Source organism: Collimonas pratensis, assembly GCF_001584185.1.
In the GTDB taxonomy this organism is placed as follows: Bacteria; Pseudomonadota; Gammaproteobacteria; order Burkholderiales; family Burkholderiaceae_D; genus Collimonas; species Collimonas pratensis.
The window spans coordinates 913,656-932,645 of sequence record NZ_CP013234.1 but is presented as its reverse complement, the minus strand read 5'-3'; the positions used below and the strand labels follow the sequence as shown (position 1 = coordinate 932,645).

The following is an 18,990-nucleotide window of genomic DNA, read 5'->3' as shown; positions in this document are numbered from 1 at the left end:
CCATCACCTGGACGAGAAGCGGGCTGTTGATAATCGCGATTGGCGCATTGATATATCATGGCGGACATGGCATCCAATCTCTCCCCCGAATTAGAACAGTTGCGCGCGGAAATCGCGGCGGCAACGGCGCGCATGATCGCCGAAGATGGCGCCGATTACGGCACCGCCAAACGCAAGGCGCTGGAATTGTGCGTCGGCAGCAATCGCGGCCGCAGCGGCAGTTTCATGCCAGATAACGCCCAGATCGAAGACGAAGTACGTTTATATAATGAATTGTTCTTCGCCGACACGCAGCCGGCCCGGCTCTTGCACCTGCGCCGGCTGGCGGCGGAAATCATGGGCGAGCTGGCGCAGTTCAGGCCTTACCTGACCGGCGCGGTACTGAACGGCACCGCCGGCGAGCACTCGGATATCTATCTGCATCTGTTTGTAGACAGTCCGAAAGACGTGGAAATTTTCCTTTTTAATAAGAACGTGCAATTCAAGCTGTCATCCAGCCCTTCCCTTAAAAGCGGGGGTAATAACGACCCGGTGGAAACCGTGAGTTTCATGTATAAGAAAGAGGGTATGCATCTCACCCTATATGAAACTGACGATTTGCGCGGTAGTATCAGGGCCGCATCCGGCAAGCGTGCCGAACGCGCCGATTTGAATGCGGTACTGGCGCTAATCAACAAAGAAGAAATTTAATGAAAAGAAATATTTTGATATTTGTACCGATTGCGCTTCTATTTTGCGCGATCGGCATCTATTTTGGCATGCAACGCCATACCCCGGCCACACCCGACAACGCCGCTGTAGCTGCCCTGTTCGCTCAGGAAATACCGGACGCCAGCGGCAAAACCGCTTCCCTCTCGCAATGGAAGGGCAAGCCGTTGGTCGTCAATTTCTGGGCAACCTGGTGCGCGCCCTGCGTGGAAGAAATGCCGGAACTGAATGCCTTGCAAGGGGAGATTGCGGCGAAGAATATTCAAGTTATCGGGATCGGCGTCGACTCTGCTGATAACATCGCCAAATTCGCTGAAAAATACAAAATCTCTTACCCCTTGTATGTGGCAGGCAGCAGCGCCACTGCACTGCTGCGGCAGTTCGGGAATCAGTCCGGCGGCCTGCCTTTTACCGTCCTGATCGGCCGCGACGGACAAGTAAAGAAGATGTACCTTGGCAGCATTAAATTCGACGAGTTGCGCAAGGACCTGACTCTTCTGTAAGCGCGCCACTTGACAAAAAAACACTTAACAATGCCGCGCTGAAATTTTATCGAAACAAATTTTCCCTTGCCAGTCAACGTCATTTGACGGCAAAATGCGCCATCGTCGTCAAACGGAGCTTCATCTCCATGGCAAAAAATATACTTCTACTCAACGGCCCCAACCTGAATCTGCTGGGGACAAGAGAGCCGGAAGTCTACGGTTCGACTTCGCTAAGCGATGTTGAACAAGCAGCTCGGGTCCAGGCTACCGCCGCTGGTGCCCGGCTTGTGCACTTCCAAAGCAACCACGAAGGTGCACTGATAGACCGCATCCACGCGGCCAAGGCTGAGGGCATCGACGCTATTGTCATCAATCCCGGCGGCCTGACGCATACCAGCGTGGCTTTGCGGGATGCGCTGAGCGGCGTGGCGATTCGTTTTGTCGAAGTCCACATCTCGAATGTCCACCAGCGGGAAGCGTTCCGGCATCATTCTTATTTGTCTGATGTCGCTGTCGGTGTCATTTGCGGCCTGGGCGTGGATGGTTATCGCGCCGCAATTGACTTTGCCATTAAGAAACTCTAGTTGACATCATCAAGTATTGCAGTAATCTCGACGTCTTTGCAAAATCACCGCACTGCGTTGATCTGCATGTCAAAAAACGAAAAATAGCTTTTCATAATTTATATATTCTGAAGGATTGCACATGGATTTGAGAAAACTCAAAACGCTGATCGACCTGGTCGCGGAGTCAGACATCGAAGAACTTGAAGTCACGGAAGGCGAAAGCAAGGTCCGTATCGTCAAGTCGTCTGCATCCCAGCAGAACCAGGTTGTCATGATGCAACCGCAACAGCAGCACCCTGCCCAGTACCAGGTAGCCGCACCGGCGCCAGTCGCCGCAGCAGCGCCGATGGAAGCAGTGGCCGCGGTACCGGAAGGCCATATTGTCAAATCGCCTATGGTCGGCACCTTCTACCGCTCGTCGGCTCCCGGCTCGCCGGCGTTCGTCGAAGTCGGCTCGGAAATCAAGGAAGGCGGCACCCTGTGCATTATCGAAGCCATGAAACTGCTGAATGAAATCGAAGCCGACGCTTCCGGCGTGGTCAAGAAGATCCTGGTGGAAAACGGCCAGCCGGTCGAATTCGGCCAGCCGTTGTTCATCATTGGATAACCCGGCAGCACCGAGTCATCCACAGTAATAAGCACCATGTAATCTGCACGGCGGCATCCGCTTGATAGGGGATTGCGCCGTTCTGGTTGCCGGCGCAGGTCTGCAGCACTGGACATCCGACGCTACGCGAGCCCCGCACCGGCAACCCAAAGTTTGATAACGCTTGACCCATAGCGACACATACCACCTATGTTTGAAAAAATCCTTATCGCCAATCGCGGCGAAATCGCCTTGCGCATCCAACGCGCCTGCCGTGAAATGGGCATCAAGACCGTGATGGTCCATTCCGAGGCTGACCGTGACGCCAAGTATGTAAAACTGGCGGATGAATCGGTCTGTATCGGGCCGGCGCCGTCCAGCTTGAGCTATCTCAACATGCCGGCCATCATCAGCGCTGCCGAAGTGACCGATGCCGAAGCGATTCACCCAGGCTACGGCTTCCTGTCGGAAAATGCCGATTTCGCCGAGCGCGTGGAACAGTCCGGCTTTGTCTTCATCGGCCCGCGGCCGGCGAACATCCGTCTGATGGGCGATAAAGTATCGGCCAAGCAAGCCATGATCCGCGCCGGCGTGCCCTGCGTTCCAGGTTCGGAAGGCGCGTTGCCGGACGATCCGAAGGAAATCGTCAAAATTGCCCGCAAGATCGGCTATCCGGTGATCATCAAGGCAGCCGGCGGCGGCGGCGGACGCGGCATGCGCGTGGTGCATACCGAAGCGGCCCTGGCCAATGCGGTCACCATGACCAAAACCGAAGCCGGCGCTGCGTTCGGCAATCCGGAAGTGTATATGGAGAAGTACCTGGAAAATCCGCGTCACGTGGAAATCCAGATCCTGGCCGACCAATTCAAGAACGCCGTCTGGCTGGGCGAGCGCGACTGCTCGATGCAACGCCGCCACCAGAAAGTGATCGAAGAAGCGCCGGCCCCCGGCATCCCACGCAAGGTCATCGAAAAAATCGGCGACCGTTGCGCCGAAGCCTGCCGCAAGATGGATTACCGCGGCGCCGGCACTTTCGAATTCCTGTATGAAAACGGCGAGTTCTATTTCATTGAAATGAACACCCGGGTCCAGGTTGAGCATCCGATCACCGAAATGATCACCGGCATCGACATCGTGCAGGAACAGATCCGCATTGCCGCCGGCGAAAAGCTGCGCTTCCGCCAGCGCGACATCCAGCTCACCGGCCATGCCATCGAATGCCGCATCAACGCCGAAGATCCGTTCAAGTTCACGCCATCGCCGGGCAAGATCCTGTCGTGGCACGCTCCGGGCGGCCCTGGCATCCGCGTCGATTCGCATGCTTACGCCGGCTATTTCGTGCCGCCGCATTATGATTCGATGGTCGGCAAGGTAATTTCCTACGGTTCCACCCGCGAGCAGGCAATCAAGCGGATGCAGATTGCACTGTCCGAAATGGTGGTCGAAGGTATCCAGACCAACATCCAGCTGCACCGTGAACTGATGATCGATGCCCGCTTTATCGAAGGCGGCACCAACATCCATTATCTGGAACACAAACTGGCCGAACGGCCGGTAGTCGCCAAGGAAACAGATAAAGCAGTAAAGAAATAAGGATTTTTCACCGCCGCCAAGCTCAAGCCGGGCGGTGAAAAATCCATCACACACTGTAAGGCATCTGATGAGCTGGACCGAAATTGTTATTGAAGTAGCACTAAGCGACGCCGAGACCCTGTCCGACGCGTTGATGGAAGCTGGCGCCCTGTCGGTCTCGGTCGAAGATGCCGACCTCGGTACGCCCGACGAGCAGCCCTTGTTTGGCGAGCCCGGCATGGAGCCGAAAGAAGCCGCCTGGCAGCGCAGCCGCGTAGTAGTCCTGGCCGAGGTCGATGCCGACCATGGCGCCATCGTCAGCAACGCTGCCGCCGCTTGCGGCGTTGCCGTGCCTCCGTACTCCCTGCGTCCGGTAGCGGCGCAAGACTGGGTGCGCCTGACGCAATCCCAGTTCGACCCTATCCATATCGGCAAGAACATCTGGGTCGTGCCAAGCTGGCACGATGCCCCGGACGCCAACGGCCTGATCCTGGAACTCGATCCCGGCCTCGCCTTCGGCACCGGCAGCCATCCGACCACCCGTCTGTGCATGGAATGGCTGGAAATCAACGTCCCGCTGCAAAAACCGGAAACGGTGCTGGATTACGGCTGCGGTTCCGGCATCCTGGCGATGGTCGCCAAGAAGCTCGGCGCAGCGACTGTGATCGGAGTCGATATCGACCCGCACGCGATCGATGCCGCGCGCTACAACAGCGAGCGCAACCATTGCGAGGTGGCTTACTATCTGCCGGAAGATTTCAGCACCAAGGCTGGGTCGCAAGTCTACGATATCGTGGTCGCCAACATCCTTTCCGGCCCGCTCAAGCTGATGGCGCCGATGCTGTGCAGCCGCGTCGCGGCCGGCGGCAGCCTGACGCTGTCCGGCGTATTGGCCGAGCAAGCCAACGACGTCATCGCCGCCTACGCCCAATGGCTGCCGTTGTCCGTGTGGGCCGAGCAAGACGGCTGGGTCGCATTGACCGGCATTCTTAAGTAAGCGGCACGCCATGGCGCTCGCGACGCAATGTCCGCATTGTCAAACCACCTTCCGGGTCGCCAATGACCAGCTGAAGCTGCGCGGCGGCCTGGTCCGCTGCGGCAGCTGCCGCGAAGTATTCAACGGCATCGAACACCTGGTACGGCCTGAACTGGCAGCGCCGGTGGCGACGCCGCCCCATACCCCTGCATTGCCGCAGGAAGTAGAAGCGGCCGCCATTGCGCCTGCCGCGCTGCCTGCCGCTAGCGAACACATCGCGCCGGCACCAATCCAGCCGGCCGACAGCGAGGCATCGGTTACCGCCTTCCCTCGCCTCCATGACTCTGAGCCGGAGCAGTCCCAGCAAGCCGGCACGACAAACACCGATGCTCACCCACAGCCAGCTGCGGCCCCTCACGTATCGTCTGCCAGCGCCGATGCCAAAACCGCAAGCGCCAGCAGCACCCGGGTCGAAGCCGCCATCGATGGCCTCGAAGAAGACCTGCGCATCGCCGAAGAAACCAGCCAGTCCGCCCCGGCCGACGTCCATCACACTCCCTTCGGCCTGATCAAGCCCTCGGTCGACGAAGCCAGTAAGGACAGCGAAGACAGCGGCAGCCTGCCGGCGCCGAATGTCTGGCATCGCCATGCCGACGACGAGCCAGAAGAGCAGATGGCGCGCATGACCTTGATGCATGTCGCCGGCCAGGACGACTACACGCTGGCGGCCAAGGACAAAGACGGCGCATCGGCCGGCAACCCGGATGACGACGAACTCGACCGCATCATCGACGAGCTGCAGCGCAAGCCGTGGCGCGGAGAAAAGAACGCTGCCGCCTCGGCATCCGACACCACCGAAGGCGCGGAAAGCAGCAGCAAGAAAAAGAACCGGCAAAAAGCAGTTGAAGCAGAAGAGCCCTTGGCCGACGAACCTGACTTCGTGCTCAGCGGCCGCCGCCAGCAGCGCATCGGCGCCACCCTGCGCAACGCCATGTGGGGCGTCGGCGCCCTGCTGCTAGTAGGGCTGGTGGGCCAATCGACTTACTTTTTCCGCGATCAGCTGGCGGCCCGCATGCCGCAGCTGAAGCCGGCGCTGACCAGCGCCTGCGCCAAGCTCGGCTGCACTGTCGGCCTGCCGATGAAAATCGACAGCATTTCATTTGAGGCCAATGAATTGCAGGCGCTCGATCCCGCGCGCAACCTGTTTTCGCTGAACCTGCTGCTGCGCAATCACAGCGACACCGTACAAGCCTGGCCCAATATCGAGCTGACCCTGAACGATGCCAACGAAAAGCCGATCGCACGGCGGGTGTTTACGCCGCATGATTATCTGAATCCATCGGCCAACCTGGCGCAAGGTTTTGCCAGCGACCAGGAACAGCCGGTTAAGGTAACCTTTGAGTTGTTGCAGCTCAAGGCATCGGGTTATCGTGTATACCTGTTTTATCCTTAATCTTTGCGCCGGCTAAAGCGCCAACCAGCAAGCTTTCTACATACTTACTTGATATGACCTCTCTCATTTGCGGTTCATTGGCTTTCGACGTCATCATGCAATATCCGGGCAAATTCTCGGATGCGCTGCTGGCAGACCAGCTGCACAAGATCAGCGTCTCCTTCCTGGTGCCGACCTTGCGCCGCGACTTCGGCGGCTGCGCCGGCAATATCGCCTACAACCTGAAACTGCTGGGCGGCGATCCGCAAATCATGGCAACCATAGGCCACGACGGCGGCGACTATCTGGCGCGGCTCGACCGCCAGGGTATTTCGCGCAAGACGGTACGCACTATCGAGTCGATCTATACCGCCCAATGCTTCGTCACCACCGACGCCGACAATAACCAGATCAACGCCTTCCATCCCGGCGCCATGACCTATTCGCACGAAAACAAGGTCGCCGAAGCGGGTCCGGTCAAGCTGGCGATTGTCGCCCCCGACGGCCGCGATGGCATGCTGCAGCACGCTGCCGACTGCGTAGCGCAAGGCATTCCGCTGATCTTCGATCCGGGCCAAGGGATGCCGATGTTCAATGGCGACGAGCTGAAGCATTTCATCGAACTCGCCACCTATATCGCGATGAATGACTACGAAGCCGAAATGCTGGCCTCGCGCACCGGCCTGACGCTGGCGCAAATCGCCGAACGGGTTTCCGCGCTGGTGGTCACCCGCGGTGAACTCGGCGCGGAAATTTACACCGGCGGCAACAAGATCGATATCCCTTGCGTGCAGGCGGAACGGGTGCTGGATCCGACCGGCTGCGGCGACGCCTTCCGCGCCGGCATGCTGTACGGCCTCAGCAACGGCATGGACTGGGCAACCACCGGCCGCCTGTCGAGCTTGCTGGGCAGCATCAAGATTGCCCACCAAGGGCCGCAAAACCATGCGCCCAGCCGCGCCGAAATCGATGAGCAATTCCATCGGGTATTTGGTTACCGTTTGTAAAAGTAGCACAACATTTTCCATGCCCCGCCCAAATACTAGGCGGGGTATGTGGAAAACTACTCCGTTCTGCCCCTGATTTGTCTTCGATTACCACATACTCCCATCACCACGCATTCTGGCGTGATACAAGACGCACTTCCCTGGCTGAACTTATCTGCTACCCTTAAATCGAACCTGCATTAGTTGCATGGACGGAGGGCATCATGAAAAAATTACTATTAGTTAGTGCCGCAGCGCTGGGAGCCAGCCTGCTGCTCGGCGGCTGCGTTGCCGTCCCTTACGGCGGCAACGGCTACTACGGCGATTATTACGGCGGCGGCTATTACGCGCCGGCGCCAGTGTATGTGGCGCCTAGCGTCGACATCGGCTTTGGCTACTATGGCGGCCGAGGCTGGGGTGGCCGAGGCTGGGGTGGCCGCGGCTGGGGCGGCCGAGGCTGGCGCTGATAAGGGCCTCAGCCTGGAAGTGCTATTACTCGCCCGGCATTCCAGGCTGAACATGTGATTGGACAACGCCCGCAACTCGCCGCATGATGGTGCTTATCTTTAACCAGGAGCCACCCACCATGAAACGATTGATTGCCACTTTATTGATCTGTAGTTCTGTTGCAGCACCGGCCTTCGCCACCCTCAAGGCCGGTGATCAAGCGCCCACCTTCACCACCCAGGCTTCGCTAGGCGGCCAGGTGTTCAGCTATTCCCTAGCCGACGAATTGAAAAAAGGGCCGGTCGTGCTGTATTTTTATCCGGCGGCATTCACCAAGGGCTGCACTATCGAGGCCCACCTGTTTGCCGACGCCGTCGATAAATACAAGGCGCTGGGCGCCACCGTGATCGGCGTTTCCGCCGACAACATCGACACCCTCAACAAATTCTCAGTCAGCGAATGCCGCAGCAAATTCGCGGTGGCGGCGGATACCGATCAAAAAATCATGAAGTCCTATGATTCCGTGTTGCTGTCCAAAACCAGCTACGCCGACCGCGTCTCCTATGTGATTGCGCCGAACGGCAGCATCATCTATGAATACAGCAGCCTGGATCCTGACAAACACGTCGCCAACACCTTGCAGGCGTTGGAACAGTGGACTGCAAAACAGAAAAAATAAGACTTTGCACCGGCAATAAAAAAGCGCGCTGACAACAGCGCGCTGATCTGCCATCAACCGGTCACCTTGCGCCGGTGCCCCTCAAGATTCGGCAGGAACATCGCCAGCAAGCCGATCAGCGGCAGGAAAGAGCAGACCTGGTAGACGTAGCCGATGCTGGTCATGTCGGCCAGCTTGCCCAGCGCCGCGGCGCCGATGCCGCCCATGCCGAAGGCAAAGCCGAAGAACAGGCCGGATACCGTGCCCACCTTGCCCGGCACCAGTTCCTGGGCAAACACCAGGATCGCCGAGAAGGCCGACGCCAGGATCACGCCGATGACCACGGTCAGGACGCCGGTCCAGAACAGGTTGGCATACGGCAGCATCAGGGTGAACGGCGCCACGCCCAGGATCGAGACCCAGATCACCAGCTTGCGGCCGACCTTGTCCCCGATCGGGCCGCCCAGCACGGTGCCGGCCGCCACCGCGAACAGGAACACGAACAGATGCAGCTGCGCCGCCTGCACCGACAGCTGGAATTTATCGATCAGGTAAAACGTGAAGTAGCTGCTGAGGCTGGCCATGTAGAAATACTTCGAGAAGATCAGCATCAGCAGGATACCGATGGAAAACATGACCTTCTTGCGCGGCAGCGCGACGTAATGATGCTGGGCCTTGGCTGGCTTGCCCTTGGACTCCTGGCGCTTGCGCTTGTACCAGTTGCCAATCTGCCACAGCACAAGAATCGCCAGCAAGGCCGCGCCGGAAAACCAGGCGATGCTGCTCTGGCCGTGCGGGATCACGACCCAGGCCGCCAGCAGCGGCCCCATCGAGCTGCCGGCATTGCCGCCGACCTGGAAGATCGATTGCGCCAGGCCATGGCGGCCGCCGGAAGCCATGCGCGCCACGCGCGAGGATTCCGGATGGAAGATGGAAGAACCGGTGCCGACCAGGGCCGCTGCCAGCAGCAAAATGCCGTAGTTTGGCGCCACCGACAGCAGCAGCAGCCCGACCAGCGTGAAGCCCATGCCCAGCGCCAGCGAATACGGTTTTGGGTGTTTATCGGTGTACATCCCTACCACCGGCTGCAGGATCGACGCCGTGATCTGGTAAGTCAGGGTAATCAGGCCGATCTGGGCAAAGCTGAGATTGAAATTCCCTTTCAGCAGCGGATAGATCGACAAGATCAGCGACTGGATCATGTCGTTCAGGAAATGGGCGAAACTGATGGCGCCGAGTACGCGGAAACCGGTTTTTTCGGCATCCTGCGACCCCAGCGTAGGGGAAATCTGCTTGGCAGCGGTTTGCATGGCGATCTACTGAATAGTTGGGAAAAGGCGCAAAACAAGCAAACAAAACGGCGCAAGCTTCAGCTCGGCCGCAGTTTACTATTCGCAAGAGTAAAGTGTAAGCAAAAAACGGAAGACTGTTTTAAGATAGGAAGACATAATTTATCGCATTTCTGCCATATTCATCTTTCCCTATGCCTGCACAGATTCTGACCCATACCACCATAGGCCTGCTCGACGTGGTGCCCGACGCCCGCCATCCGGTGCGCCTGCGCGCCCGTGATCTGGGCGCCGCCAAGCTGCTGCCTTCGCACTCCCATCCCTGGGGCCAGGTCACTTATGCGCCCGAGGGCGTGTTGCGGGTCACGGTCGGCAACAGTACCTGGATCGTGCCGCCGTTGCGCGCCATCTGGATTCCGCCGCAGCTGGTGCATGAAATCGCCACCATAGAAAAAACCCAGCTGCGCGCGCTCTACATCCACGCCGACGCCAATCCGTTTGGCGGCCAGGAATGCATCGTGCTGGAAGTCTCCGGCCTGCTGCGCGAGCTGATCGCCGCCCTCACCGAGGCCGACGTCGACAGCGTGCGCGAATCGCTGCTGACGCAATTGATCCTGGACGAGCTGGTAGCGGCCAAGACGCCCGGCATACGGGTCGCCCTGCCCACTGAAAAACGCTTGCAGGCCATCTGCCAGGCTTTGATCGAGGCGCCCGACTCCGGCATGACGCTGGCCGCCTGGGCGGACCGCGCCGGGGCTTCGGAACGGACGCTGGCGCGCCTGTTCGAGAAGGATCTCGGCATGACCTTCGGCCAGTGGCGCCAGCAGGTGCGGCTGGCGCATGCCGCGCCGATGATCGCGCGCGGCATGCCGCTGTCGCTGGTCGCGGCCGAACTCGGCTACGCCAGCCAGTCGGCGTTTTCCGCCATGTTCAAGAAAACCTTCGGCCAGCCGCCGTCGACTTTCTTTACGCCGAAGAAAAGCGGCCCTGCGATTTAATCAGACTTGCGCCAGTTGCTGCAACTTCGCGCGCAAAGCCGGACTGGCCCGCGTCATCGGCGCCCGCAGCTCATCGCTGATCCAGCCCTGCTGCGCCAGCATTGCCTTGACCGGCCCCGGGCTGGCTTCGGCAAACATCAGGCGGATCAAAGGCGCCAGCTCATGGAAGATAGCGCGCGCATCGTGCAGGCGCTGTTCGCTGACGGCACGGTAGAGGGCGACGAAGCGCTGCGGCCGCACATGCGCCGAAGCCGTAATCGCGCCGCTGCCACCCATGCACAAGCTGCTGAAGATGTTGCCATCCTCGCCCGCCAGTACTTGCAGGCGACCGTCGGCAATCAGGGCCTGGGTGGTCGCCGCCGAACCGGCGCAGTCTTTCACCGCCTGGATCTGCGGATGCGCGGCCAGCGTCAGCAAGGTCTGGAGTTCGATCTGCACGCCAGTGCGGTAAGGGATGTCGTACAGCACCAGCGGCACAGGACTGGCGTCGGCCAGGCTGCTGAAGTGATCGAGCAGGCCTTGCTGCGAAGGCCGCACATAGTAAGGCGCCGGAATCAGGAAACCGGCGATGGCAGCGCTGCTGAAATGCAGCAGGCTTTCGCGCAGCTGGCCGCTGTGGTTGCCGGCCAAACCCACGATCACCGGCAAGCCGGCGGCGGCCTCAAGCACGGTGGCCACCACCGCGCGCTGTTCCAGCTGATCGAGCGCTGCGGCTTCGCCGGTGGTGCCGAGCGCCACCAGGCCGCTCACGCCAGCCTCGGCGTAATAGCGCACCAGCTTGCGCAAGGCTGCGTGATCCACCTGCCCATGGGAAAACGGCGTGATCAGCGGCACCCAGATACCCGTAAAAATCGACATGACAAAACTCCTCAAGGAATTGACCGTTTCTGGTCCATTCAGAGGTGCGAGGGAATTGCCTGCGGAAGAAATTACCGGGAGCCTGCCGTTCCGTCGCCCATCTGACGGAACAACGAGCTCCGGTCAGATGAGCTGCTGTTTTTTTGCTTTGACAACGCGGCACAGTGCCGCTGCGCTGGTGGCGGCAGGCTGGCATGTGCGGTGGAAATTCTGCGTTGTCATAGTTAAGTATTGTAAATTGAAAGCGGCCCTGCGGCGCAATGCTTATTGTGGAACGGTATCCTTGAACGACGGCCGCTCGGACAACTTTTCGAACAGCTTGGCCAGCGTCGGATAATCTTCGCGCCAGGTGATTTCCGGGAAACGGAAACTGAGCCAGCCCAGCGCACAGCCCACCGCAACGTCCGCCAGCGAATAATGCGTGCCCGAACAAAACGGCTTTTCCGCCAGGCCGGCAGACATCGCCTTGAGGCCGGCGTCGATCTTGCGCTGCTGGCGGTCGATCCAAGCCTGGCTGCGTATTTCTTCAGACCGCTGCAGGTGTTCCAGGCGGATCAGCACGCCGGCTTCCAGCACGCCGTCAGCCAGCGCTTCCCAGCATTTCACTTCGGAACGCTCGCGGCTGTTGGCCGGGATCAGCTTGCTGACCGGCGTCAGGGTATCGAGATACTCGACGATCACGTGCGAATCGAACATGGCGCCGCCGTCTTCCATCACCAGGCAAGGCACTTTGCCAAGCGGGTTGGAAGTCTGGATCTTGGTATCAGGCGCCCACACATCCTCCAGCACAAAGTCGTAATCAAGCTTCTTCTCCGCCATCACGACGCGGACTTTGCGAACAAAAGGACTACCCAGGGAACCGATCAGCTTCATATGTCACTTATGGTAAAAAATGTTGGCTGATTATAGCATTCGACCTTGGCCACTTTGTTCGCTGCCAACCCGCCTCGCACGCAAAGCGGCATATTTACCACGGTGCAAATGGTAAAATTCGGTTTCGCTTGTTATTGTCCGGCGTTGGTGTCCTTTGCATTATGGAAACTATCGCTGCGGCAGCCTTATCTTGATCCACCCGTCATCCACCTCTATAGCCGTCACTATCATGTCTCTTACCACGCTTTCCGCCCTGTCTCCGCTGGATGGCCGCTACGCCGCCAAAACCGACAAGCTGCGCCCGATCCTGTCCGAGGCCGGCTTCATGCACCACCGGGTCAAGGTTGAAATTGCCTGGCTGCAAGCATTATCCAACGCCGGCTTTGCCGAAATCAAACCGTTCTCGGCCAGCGCCACCGCCCTGCTCGACAAGCTGGCCAGCGACTTCAGCGAAGCCGATGCAGAACGCATCAAGGCCATCGAAGCCGTCACCAACCATGACGTCAAGGCGGTCGAATACTGGCTCAAGGAACAGGTCAAGGACGTGCCGGAACTGGTGGCAGCGTCGGAATTCATCCACTTCGCCTGCACCTCGGAAGACATCAACAACACCTCGCACGGCATGATGCTGAAAGCAGCGCGCGACACGGTATTGTTGCCAGCCTTGCAGCAGCTGATCGCCAAGCTGACCGAACTGGCGCATACCAATGCAGAACTGCCGATGATGTCGCGCACCCATGGCCAGCCGGCCAGCCCGACCACGCTCGGCAAGGAAATCGCCAATGTCGTGGCGCGCCTGCAACGCGCGGTCAAGCGCATCGCCGGGGTGGAAATCCTGGGCAAGATGAATGGCGCGGTCGGCAACTACAATGCCCACCTGTCTGCCTATCCCGACTTCGACTGGGAGAATTTCTCCAAGGACGTGATCGAGCAGCGCCTGGGTCTGACCTTCAATCCCTACACCATCCAGATCGAACCGCACGACTACATGGCCGAACTGTTCGACGCCATCAGCCGCAGCAACACCATCCTGCTCGACTTGAACCGCGATATCTGGGGCTACATTTCGCTGGGCTACTTCAAGCAGCGCACCAAGGCTGGCGAAATCGGTTCTTCCACCATGCCGCACAAGGTCAACCCGATCGACTTTGAAAACTCCGAAGGCAACTTGGGCATGGCCAACGCCGTGCTCAAGCACATGTCGGAAAAGCTGCCGCTGTCGCGCTGGCAGCGTGACCTGACCGATTCCACTGTGCTGCGCAATATCGGCGTCGGCCTCGGCTACGCCATCCTGGCCTACGACAGCTGCCTGCGCGGCCTCAACAAGCTGGAAGTGAATCCGGCGCGCCTGGGCGAAGACCTGGACGCCACCTGGGAAGTGCTGGCCGAGCCGGTGCAAACCGTGATGCGCCGCTACGGCATCGAGAATCCCTACGAGCAGCTGAAAGAGCTGACCCGTGGCAAGGGCATCTCCAAGGATGCGCTGCGCGAGTTCATCCTCAAGCTGGAAATCCCGCAGGAAGCCAAGGATCATCTGCTGGCGATGACGCCGTCCAACTACATCGGACATGCGGCGCTGCTGGCGAAGAAGATCTAAGCAATATTTCGATGTAGGGTGGGCAGGTTTTTTTGCCCACCCTACCGCTCATCAATGAAAAATGGCTGCCAATCCGGCAGCCATTTTTTTGCCCGTAAAAAAACCAGCCCGCGGGCTGGTTTTCTTGTTGCTGCCGACGTTTAGACTACGGCGCCGTCAGTCTCATCCTTTTCCTTGATCGGCTTGATCATGTCTTCGCGCTTGACGCCCAACCACATGGCTACCGCAGCCGCCACGAACACCGAAGAGTAGATACCGAACAGAATACCGATGGTCAGCGCCAGTGCAAAATAGTGCAGCGCCGGACCGCCGAACACGAACATCGACAACACCATGATTTCCGTACTGCCGTGGGTGATGATGGTACGGGAAATAGTGCTGGTGATCGCGTGGTTCATGACATCGGCCACTGCCAGCTTGCCGAAGCGGCGGTCGCGGAAGGTTTCGCGCACGCGGTCGAACACCACCACCGATTCGTTCACCGAATAGCCCAGCACCGCCAGGATCGCCGCCAGCACCGTCAGCGAGAACTCCCACTGGAAGAAGGCGAAGAAGCCGAGAATGATCACCACGTCATGCAAGTTGGCGATAATCGCCGCAACCGCGTATTTCCATTCGAAACGGATGGCCAGGTAGATCATGATGCCGATCACCACGAACAGCAGCGCCATCAAGCCGTCATGCGCCAGCTCGTCGCCCACCTGCGGACCGACGAACTCGGTGCGCTTCAAGGTGACGTCAGCGTCCTGCTTTTGCAACGCGGTCAGCACCGTCGCGCTTTGCGCAGCCGAATCTTGTCCCTTCTTGGCCGGCAAGCGGATCATGACATCTTGCGCAGTGCCGAAGTTGGTCACCTGGTTATCGGCATAACCGAGGCCTTCGACCGTCTTGCGGATGCTGTCGATATTGGCCGGCTTGGAATAGGCGACTTCGATCACCGTACCGCCGGTAAACTCGATCGACAGATGCAAGCCTTTCGAGAACAGGAAGAATACGGCCAATACAAACGTCAGCGCCGAAATTGCATTGAATATCAATGCATGGCGCATGAACGGAATATCTTTTTTGATACGGAAAAGTTCCATCACATTCCTTTTGGTTCACACCACTGGTTCTTGCCTGTGCGGCCGCGCATCCGGAGATGCAAGTGCGGCCGCAACGTTATTGAATATCTATCGCTGTCTTGGTTTGAGCGACGGCTTAGGCCGTCGGCTTCCAGATCTGGCCGATCGACAAGCTGGTCAGTTTCTTCTTGCGGCCGTACCACAGGTTGGCGAAGCCGCGCGACACGAACACTGCCGAGAAGATCGACGTCAGGATGCCCAGGCAATGCACGACTGCAAAGCCGCGGATCGCACCGGAACCGAAAATCAGCAGCGCCAGGCCAGCAATCAGGGTAGTGACGTTGGAGTCCAGGATGGTGGCCCAGGCGCGGTCGAAACCGATAGAGATCGCAGCCTGCGGCGAATTGCCGTTACGCAGTTCTTCGCGGATACGTTCGTTCACCAGCACGTTGGCGTCAATCGCAATACCCAGGGTCAGCGCAATCGCGGCGATACCCGGTAAGGTCAGGGTGGCCTGCAGCGTCGACAGCACGGCAATCAGCAGCAACAGGTTGACCGACAGGGCCAGCACACTGAAGAAACCGAACAGCATGTAGTAGATGATCATGAAAGCGGCGATCACGGCAAAACCGTACATGGTCGAGTCGAAACCCTTCTTGATATTCTCGGCGCCCAGTTGCGGGCCAATGGTGCGTTCTTCGATGATGGTCATCGGCGCTGCCAGCGAACCGGCGCGCAACAGCAGCGCCAGGTCGGCCGCCGCTTCCTGCGAACCCATGCCGGTGATCTGGAAGCGCGAACCGAGTTCACTCTGGATCGTCGCCACAGTCAGGACTTCGCCCTTGCCTTTTTCAAACAGCACGATCGCCATCGCCTTGCCGACCTTGCCGCGGGTAGCGTCGCGCATCTTGCGGCCGCCGTCGCCGTTAAGGTCGAGGCTGACCGCAGGCTGCTGGTTCTGGTCATAAGTGACCGACGCGCTGGAAATGTAATCGCCGGTCAGGACCGGATCCTTGTACAGCACGACCGGCGCATTCTTGCCGACCTTGAACAGCTCGGAACCGAAGGGGATGGCCGCAGTGGCTTCCGTGCCGCGGGTGACCGACTCGTCCACCATGCGCACTTCCAGCGTCGCGGTACGGCCGATGATGTCCTTGGCGCGCGAGACATCTTGCACGCCCGGCATCTGCACCACGATGCGGTCCGCGCCCTGGCGCTGGATGATCGGTTCGCTCACGCCCAGCTCATTGACACGCTTCGACAGGGTCGTGATATTTTGCGTGACGCCATTGTCGACGATCTGCTTGAGCGCTTCCGGCTTGAGCGACGCGGTCAGCATCGGATCGCTGCCGGCAACCGGCGGCGCTACCTGGATCGTCATTTCCGTCAGCTGCAGTGTCAGGATGCTGCGCGCCTTGTTGAGCGTATCCTGGTCGCGGAAACTGATTTCGATGGTGTCGCCATTGCGGTTGATGCCGCTGTAGCGGATATCCTTGTCGCGCAGTTCGCTGCGGGCGCTGGCTTGCAGGCCTTGCAGGCGCTTGTTGATGACCGCCTTGGTATCGACCTGCATCAGGAAGTGCACGCCGCCGCGCAGATCCAGGCCCAGATACATCGGGAACGCATGGATGGCTTGCAGCCAGTGCGGCGTGTTCGGCACCAGGTTGAAAGCGACCACGTAGAGCGGATCGGTCGGGTCGGTATTCAGGTTTTGCTCCAGCAGGGCCTTGGCCTTGAACTGGGTGTCGGTGTCATGGAAACGGGCGCGCACCGTGCCTTGGGCGCCGGCGTTCTCAAACGTGACGCTGTCCGTCGGCAGATTGCCTTGCTGCAACACTTGCGACACCCGGTCCGCCAGCGAGCTGTCGACCTTCAGGGTCGATTTGCCGCTGCTTACCTGCACCGCCGGCGATTCGCCAAAAAGATTCGGTATGGTGTACAGCACGCCAAACAGCAGCGCGATGACGATCAGAATATATTTCCAGAGAGGATAGCGATTCATATTGATTCAGCGTTCTGTGTGAGTCTCAGAGGGAGTCTCTTGCTTGCATGGTTAATGCAGCCGATGCCCTGCGGCGATGTCTTGTGGCATTGCGCCGCCAGGCTCTTTTTTTATTCCGGACTATACATTTGAAGAGAGCACCCATCCGGATGCTCTCGTTCCATCAGTCAGGCGCCTGCTTACAGAGCCGTCTTGATCGTGCCCTTTGGCAGCAATGTGGTGACCGAACCCTTTTGCACCACGACTTCAGTACCGCTGGCGATTTCCAGGGTAATGTAGCCGTCGGCAACCTTGGTGATCTTGCCCAGCATGCCGCCGGCCGTCACTACTTCATCGCCCTTGCCGAGCGCTTCCATCATGGCTTTCTGTTCTTTCTGACGCTTCATTTGCGGACGGATCATCAGGAAGTACAACACCACGAACATCAGGATGATTGGCAAAAAGCTGGTCAGGTTGCCGCTCAGGCCCAGCGGGCCGGTGGCAGCAGTAGCCGCAGGTGCAGTTTGCGCGTAAGCGCTGGAAATAATTGACACGAGTTGCTCCAGGTAATAGTTTGAAAATAGCCCAGCATTCTAGCATTGGGTAACAGCATGCAACCGTCCAGCCGCTCCCGGGCGCTATATATTGCCAGGAAAATCAGTCCGATCCGCCGTCACTATAGTGGGTGCAGGCGGATTGGACCAGTGTGCTTAGAGTCGCTTACTAGAAAATAGTTGCAAAATACATATTTCCCATCAAGCAATTTCAGCCACTTTATACGCCGCGCGCCCGATCCAGGTGGAACTGGGTCACAAATACGCTGAACTGCCCCACATCCAGCGCTGCCCGGATATTTTTCATCAGGTCCAGGTAGTAATGCAGATTGTGTATCGTATTCAGCCGCGCGCCAAGGATTTCGCCGGTGCGATGCAAATGATGCAAGTAGGCGCGCGAGAAATTGCGGCAGGCGTAGCAGCCGCAGGTCTCGTCCAGCGGCTTTTCATCATCCTTGTAGCGGGCATTCTTGATCTTGAGGTCGCCGAAACGGGTAAACAGCCAGCCGTTGCGGGCATTCCGGGTTGGCATCACGCAATCGAACATGTCGACGCCATTCTCCACGCCGGCGACCAGGTCTTCCGGCGTGCCTACGCCCATCAGATAGTGCGGCTTGTCGGCCGGCAGGCGCGGGCCGATATGCTCCAGCACGCGCATCATTTCTTCCTTGGGCTCGCCGACCGACAGGCCGCCGATGGCGATGCCGTGGAAGCCGACATCTTCAAGGCCGGCGAGCGACTCGTCGCGCAGGTTCTCGAACATGCCTCCCTGGACGATGCCGAACAGCGCATTCGGATTTTCCAGCTGGTCGAATTCGTTCTTGGAACGCTTGGCCCAGCGCAGCGACATGCGCATCGACTGCGCCGCTTCCTCGCTGGTGGCGGGACGGCCGTCGATTTCATACGGCGTGCATTCATCGAACTGCATCACGATGTCGGAATTCAGCGATTTCTGGATCTGCATCGATACTTCGGGCGAGAGGAACAATTTATCGCCATTGATCGGCGAAGAAAATTTCACGCCCTCCTCGGTAATCTTGCGCATCGCGCCCAGCGAAAACACCTGGAAGCCGCCGGAATCGGTCAGGATCGGCTTGTCCCAGGCCATGAATTTATGCAGGCCGCTGAACTTGTCGATGACGTCGGTGCCGGGCCGCAGCCACAGGTGGAAGGTATTGCCGAGGATGATCTGGGCCTCGATCTCGACCAGCTCCAGCGGCGACATCGCCTTGACCGAGCCGTACGTGCCGACCGGCATGAAAATCGGCGTTTCGACCGTGCCGTGGTTCAGTTTCAACCGGCCGCGGCGTGCTTTGCCTTCGGTTTTTATCAGGGTAAATTCAAGCATGGATGGTATTTT

Annotated in this window: 19 protein-coding genes; 12 read left to right on the top strand and 7 right to left on the bottom strand. The window is 58.9% G+C overall.

Translation table 11 applies throughout. The features are described 5' to 3' along the window. Positions 1-66 precede the first annotated feature (66 nt). The 10 genes from CPter91_RS04235 (at position 67) to CPter91_RS04190 (ending at position 8,437) form a co-directional block, all read left to right on the top strand. Entirely contained in the window at positions 67-690 is a 624-nt protein-coding gene (locus CPter91_RS04235; protein ID WP_417924839.1) for a hypothetical protein, read from the top strand. Next, positions 690-1,211: a TlpA disulfide reductase family protein gene (locus tag CPter91_RS04230; RefSeq protein ID WP_061937352.1), complete on the top strand. Its 522-nt coding sequence runs from the start codon at positions 690-692 to the stop codon at positions 1,209-1,211. The genes CPter91_RS04235 and CPter91_RS04230 overlap by 1 nt, the downstream gene beginning before the upstream one ends. A gap of 128 nt (positions 1,212-1,339) precedes the next feature. Further along, complete coding sequence (gene aroQ / locus CPter91_RS04225; protein ID WP_061937349.1) at positions 1,340-1,777, top strand: type II 3-dehydroquinate dehydratase; 438 nt, start codon at positions 1,340-1,342, stop codon at positions 1,775-1,777. A gap of 121 nt (positions 1,778-1,898) precedes the next feature. Beyond that, positions 1,899-2,366 (top strand): acetyl-CoA carboxylase biotin carboxyl carrier protein, encoded by a 468-nt coding sequence (gene accB / locus CPter91_RS04220; RefSeq protein ID WP_061937346.1) that lies wholly within the window; start codon positions 1,899-1,901, stop codon positions 2,364-2,366. A gap of 189 nt (positions 2,367-2,555) precedes the next feature. Then, positions 2,556-3,938 (top strand): acetyl-CoA carboxylase biotin carboxylase subunit, encoded by a 1,383-nt coding sequence (accC, locus tag CPter91_RS04215; RefSeq protein ID WP_061937343.1) that lies wholly within the window; start codon positions 2,556-2,558, stop codon positions 3,936-3,938. Positions 3,939-4,005: 67 nt separating this feature from the next. After that, a complete protein-coding gene (gene prmA, locus CPter91_RS04210; RefSeq protein WP_061937340.1) occupies positions 4,006-4,914 on the top strand; it encodes a 50S ribosomal protein L11 methyltransferase in 909 nt (302 codons plus the stop codon). Positions 4,915-4,924: 10 nt separating this feature from the next. Continuing rightward, positions 4,925-6,346, top strand: a complete 1,422-nt coding sequence (locus CPter91_RS04205) for a DUF3426 domain-containing protein (protein ID WP_061937337.1) — start codon at positions 4,925-4,927, stop codon at positions 6,344-6,346. Positions 6,347-6,399: 53 nt separating this feature from the next. Beyond that, positions 6,400-7,332, top strand: a complete 933-nt coding sequence (locus CPter91_RS04200; protein WP_061937334.1) for a carbohydrate kinase family protein — start codon at positions 6,400-6,402, stop codon at positions 7,330-7,332. A gap of 203 nt (positions 7,333-7,535) precedes the next feature. Continuing rightward, the gene (locus CPter91_RS04195; RefSeq protein ID WP_061937331.1) at positions 7,536-7,778 is read left to right on the top strand and encodes a hypothetical protein; all 243 of its coding nucleotides are present in this window, start codon (positions 7,536-7,538) and stop codon (positions 7,776-7,778) included. Between the two features lie 119 nt (positions 7,779-7,897). Next, entirely contained in the window at positions 7,898-8,437 is a 540-nt protein-coding gene (locus tag CPter91_RS04190; RefSeq protein WP_061937328.1) for a peroxiredoxin, read from the top strand. 53 nt (positions 8,438-8,490) lie between these two features. Here CPter91_RS04190 and CPter91_RS04185 read toward each other — a convergent pair whose 3' ends face one another. Further along, positions 8,491-9,726, bottom strand: coding sequence for an MFS transporter (locus CPter91_RS04185; RefSeq protein ID WP_061937325.1), 1,236 nt, complete (start codon positions 9,724-9,726; stop codon positions 8,491-8,493). Between the two features lie 173 nt (positions 9,727-9,899). Here CPter91_RS04185 and CPter91_RS04180 point away from each other — a divergent pair, with 173 nt between their 5' ends. Beyond that, positions 9,900-10,703: an AraC family transcriptional regulator gene (locus CPter91_RS04180; RefSeq protein ID WP_061937320.1), complete on the top strand. Its 804-nt coding sequence runs from the start codon at positions 9,900-9,902 to the stop codon at positions 10,701-10,703. On the opposite strand, the gene dapA is transcribed toward CPter91_RS04180, so the two are convergent. Then, positions 10,704-11,561, bottom strand: a complete 858-nt coding sequence (gene dapA, locus CPter91_RS04175) for a 4-hydroxy-tetrahydrodipicolinate synthase (RefSeq protein WP_061937317.1) — start codon at positions 11,559-11,561, stop codon at positions 10,704-10,706. A 264-nt stretch (positions 11,562-11,825) separates the two neighbouring features. Next, entirely contained in the window at positions 11,826-12,434 is a 609-nt protein-coding gene (locus CPter91_RS04170; protein WP_061937314.1) for a glutathione S-transferase family protein, read from the bottom strand. A 229-nt stretch (positions 12,435-12,663) separates the two neighbouring features. Between CPter91_RS04170 and purB the strand changes: the two genes are divergently transcribed. Next, entirely contained in the window at positions 12,664-14,031 is a 1,368-nt protein-coding gene (purB, locus tag CPter91_RS04165; protein ID WP_061937312.1) for an adenylosuccinate lyase, read from the top strand. Between the two features lie 140 nt (positions 14,032-14,171). Here purB and secF read toward each other — a convergent pair whose 3' ends face one another. The 4 genes from secF to tgt all read right to left on the bottom strand — a co-directional run bounded on the left by secF (position 14,172) and on the right by tgt (position 18,978). Next, complete coding sequence (secF, locus tag CPter91_RS04160) at positions 14,172-15,116, bottom strand: protein translocase subunit SecF (protein ID WP_061937309.1); 945 nt, start codon at positions 15,114-15,116, stop codon at positions 14,172-14,174. Positions 15,117-15,231: 115 nt separating this feature from the next. Further along, positions 15,232-17,097: a protein translocase subunit SecD gene (gene secD, locus CPter91_RS04155; protein WP_061937301.1), complete on the bottom strand. Its 1,866-nt coding sequence runs from the start codon at positions 17,095-17,097 to the stop codon at positions 15,232-15,234. Between the two features lie 179 nt (positions 17,098-17,276). Further along, positions 17,277-17,630: a preprotein translocase subunit YajC gene (yajC, locus tag CPter91_RS04150; protein ID WP_061937298.1), complete on the bottom strand. Its 354-nt coding sequence runs from the start codon at positions 17,628-17,630 to the stop codon at positions 17,277-17,279. Positions 17,631-17,850: 220 nt separating this feature from the next. After that, positions 17,851-18,978, bottom strand: a complete 1,128-nt coding sequence (gene tgt, locus CPter91_RS04145; protein WP_061937295.1) for a tRNA guanosine(34) transglycosylase Tgt — start codon at positions 18,976-18,978, stop codon at positions 17,851-17,853. Positions 18,979-18,990 lie beyond the last annotated feature (12 nt).

What these genes read in the sequence shown, in the direction of transcription:
- CPter91_RS04230 (WP_061937352.1), top strand. Translation starts at nt 690, where the DNA reads ATGAAAAGAAATATTTTGATATTTGTACCGATTGCGCTTCTATTTTGC.
- CPter91_RS04205 (WP_061937337.1), top strand. Translation starts at nt 4,925, where the DNA reads ATGGCGCTCGCGACGCAATGTCCGCATTGTCAAACCACCTTCCGGGTC.
- prmA (WP_061937340.1), top strand. Translation starts at nt 4,006, where the DNA reads ATGAGCTGGACCGAAATTGTTATTGAAGTAGCACTAAGCGACGCCGAG.
- tgt (WP_061937295.1), bottom strand. Translation starts at nt 18,978, where the DNA reads ATGCTTGAATTTACCCTGATAAAAACCGAAGGCAAAGCACGCCGCGGC.
- aroQ (WP_061937349.1), top strand. Translation starts at nt 1,340, where the DNA reads ATGGCAAAAAATATACTTCTACTCAACGGCCCCAACCTGAATCTGCTG.
- CPter91_RS04235 (WP_417924839.1), top strand. Translation starts at nt 67, where the DNA reads ATGGCATCCAATCTCTCCCCCGAATTAGAACAGTTGCGCGCGGAAATC.
- secF (WP_061937309.1), bottom strand. Translation starts at nt 15,116, where the DNA reads ATGGAACTTTTCCGTATCAAAAAAGATATTCCGTTCATGCGCCATGCA.
- CPter91_RS04200 (WP_061937334.1), top strand. Translation starts at nt 6,400, where the DNA reads ATGACCTCTCTCATTTGCGGTTCATTGGCTTTCGACGTCATCATGCAA.
- CPter91_RS04180 (WP_061937320.1), top strand. Translation starts at nt 9,900, where the DNA reads ATGCCTGCACAGATTCTGACCCATACCACCATAGGCCTGCTCGACGTG.
- CPter91_RS04190 (WP_061937328.1), top strand. Translation starts at nt 7,898, where the DNA reads ATGAAACGATTGATTGCCACTTTATTGATCTGTAGTTCTGTTGCAGCA.
- CPter91_RS04170 (WP_061937314.1), bottom strand. Translation starts at nt 12,434, where the DNA reads ATGAAGCTGATCGGTTCCCTGGGTAGTCCTTTTGTTCGCAAAGTCCGC.
- dapA (WP_061937317.1), bottom strand. Translation starts at nt 11,561, where the DNA reads ATGTCGATTTTTACGGGTATCTGGGTGCCGCTGATCACGCCGTTTTCC.
- CPter91_RS04185 (WP_061937325.1), bottom strand. Translation starts at nt 9,726, where the DNA reads ATGCAAACCGCTGCCAAGCAGATTTCCCCTACGCTGGGGTCGCAGGAT.
- accC (WP_061937343.1), top strand. Translation starts at nt 2,556, where the DNA reads ATGTTTGAAAAAATCCTTATCGCCAATCGCGGCGAAATCGCCTTGCGC.
- purB (WP_061937312.1), top strand. Translation starts at nt 12,664, where the DNA reads ATGTCTCTTACCACGCTTTCCGCCCTGTCTCCGCTGGATGGCCGCTAC.
- secD (WP_061937301.1), bottom strand. Translation starts at nt 17,097, where the DNA reads ATGAATCGCTATCCTCTCTGGAAATATATTCTGATCGTCATCGCGCTG.
- accB (WP_061937346.1), top strand. Translation starts at nt 1,899, where the DNA reads ATGGATTTGAGAAAACTCAAAACGCTGATCGACCTGGTCGCGGAGTCA.
- CPter91_RS04195 (WP_061937331.1), top strand. Translation starts at nt 7,536, where the DNA reads ATGAAAAAATTACTATTAGTTAGTGCCGCAGCGCTGGGAGCCAGCCTG.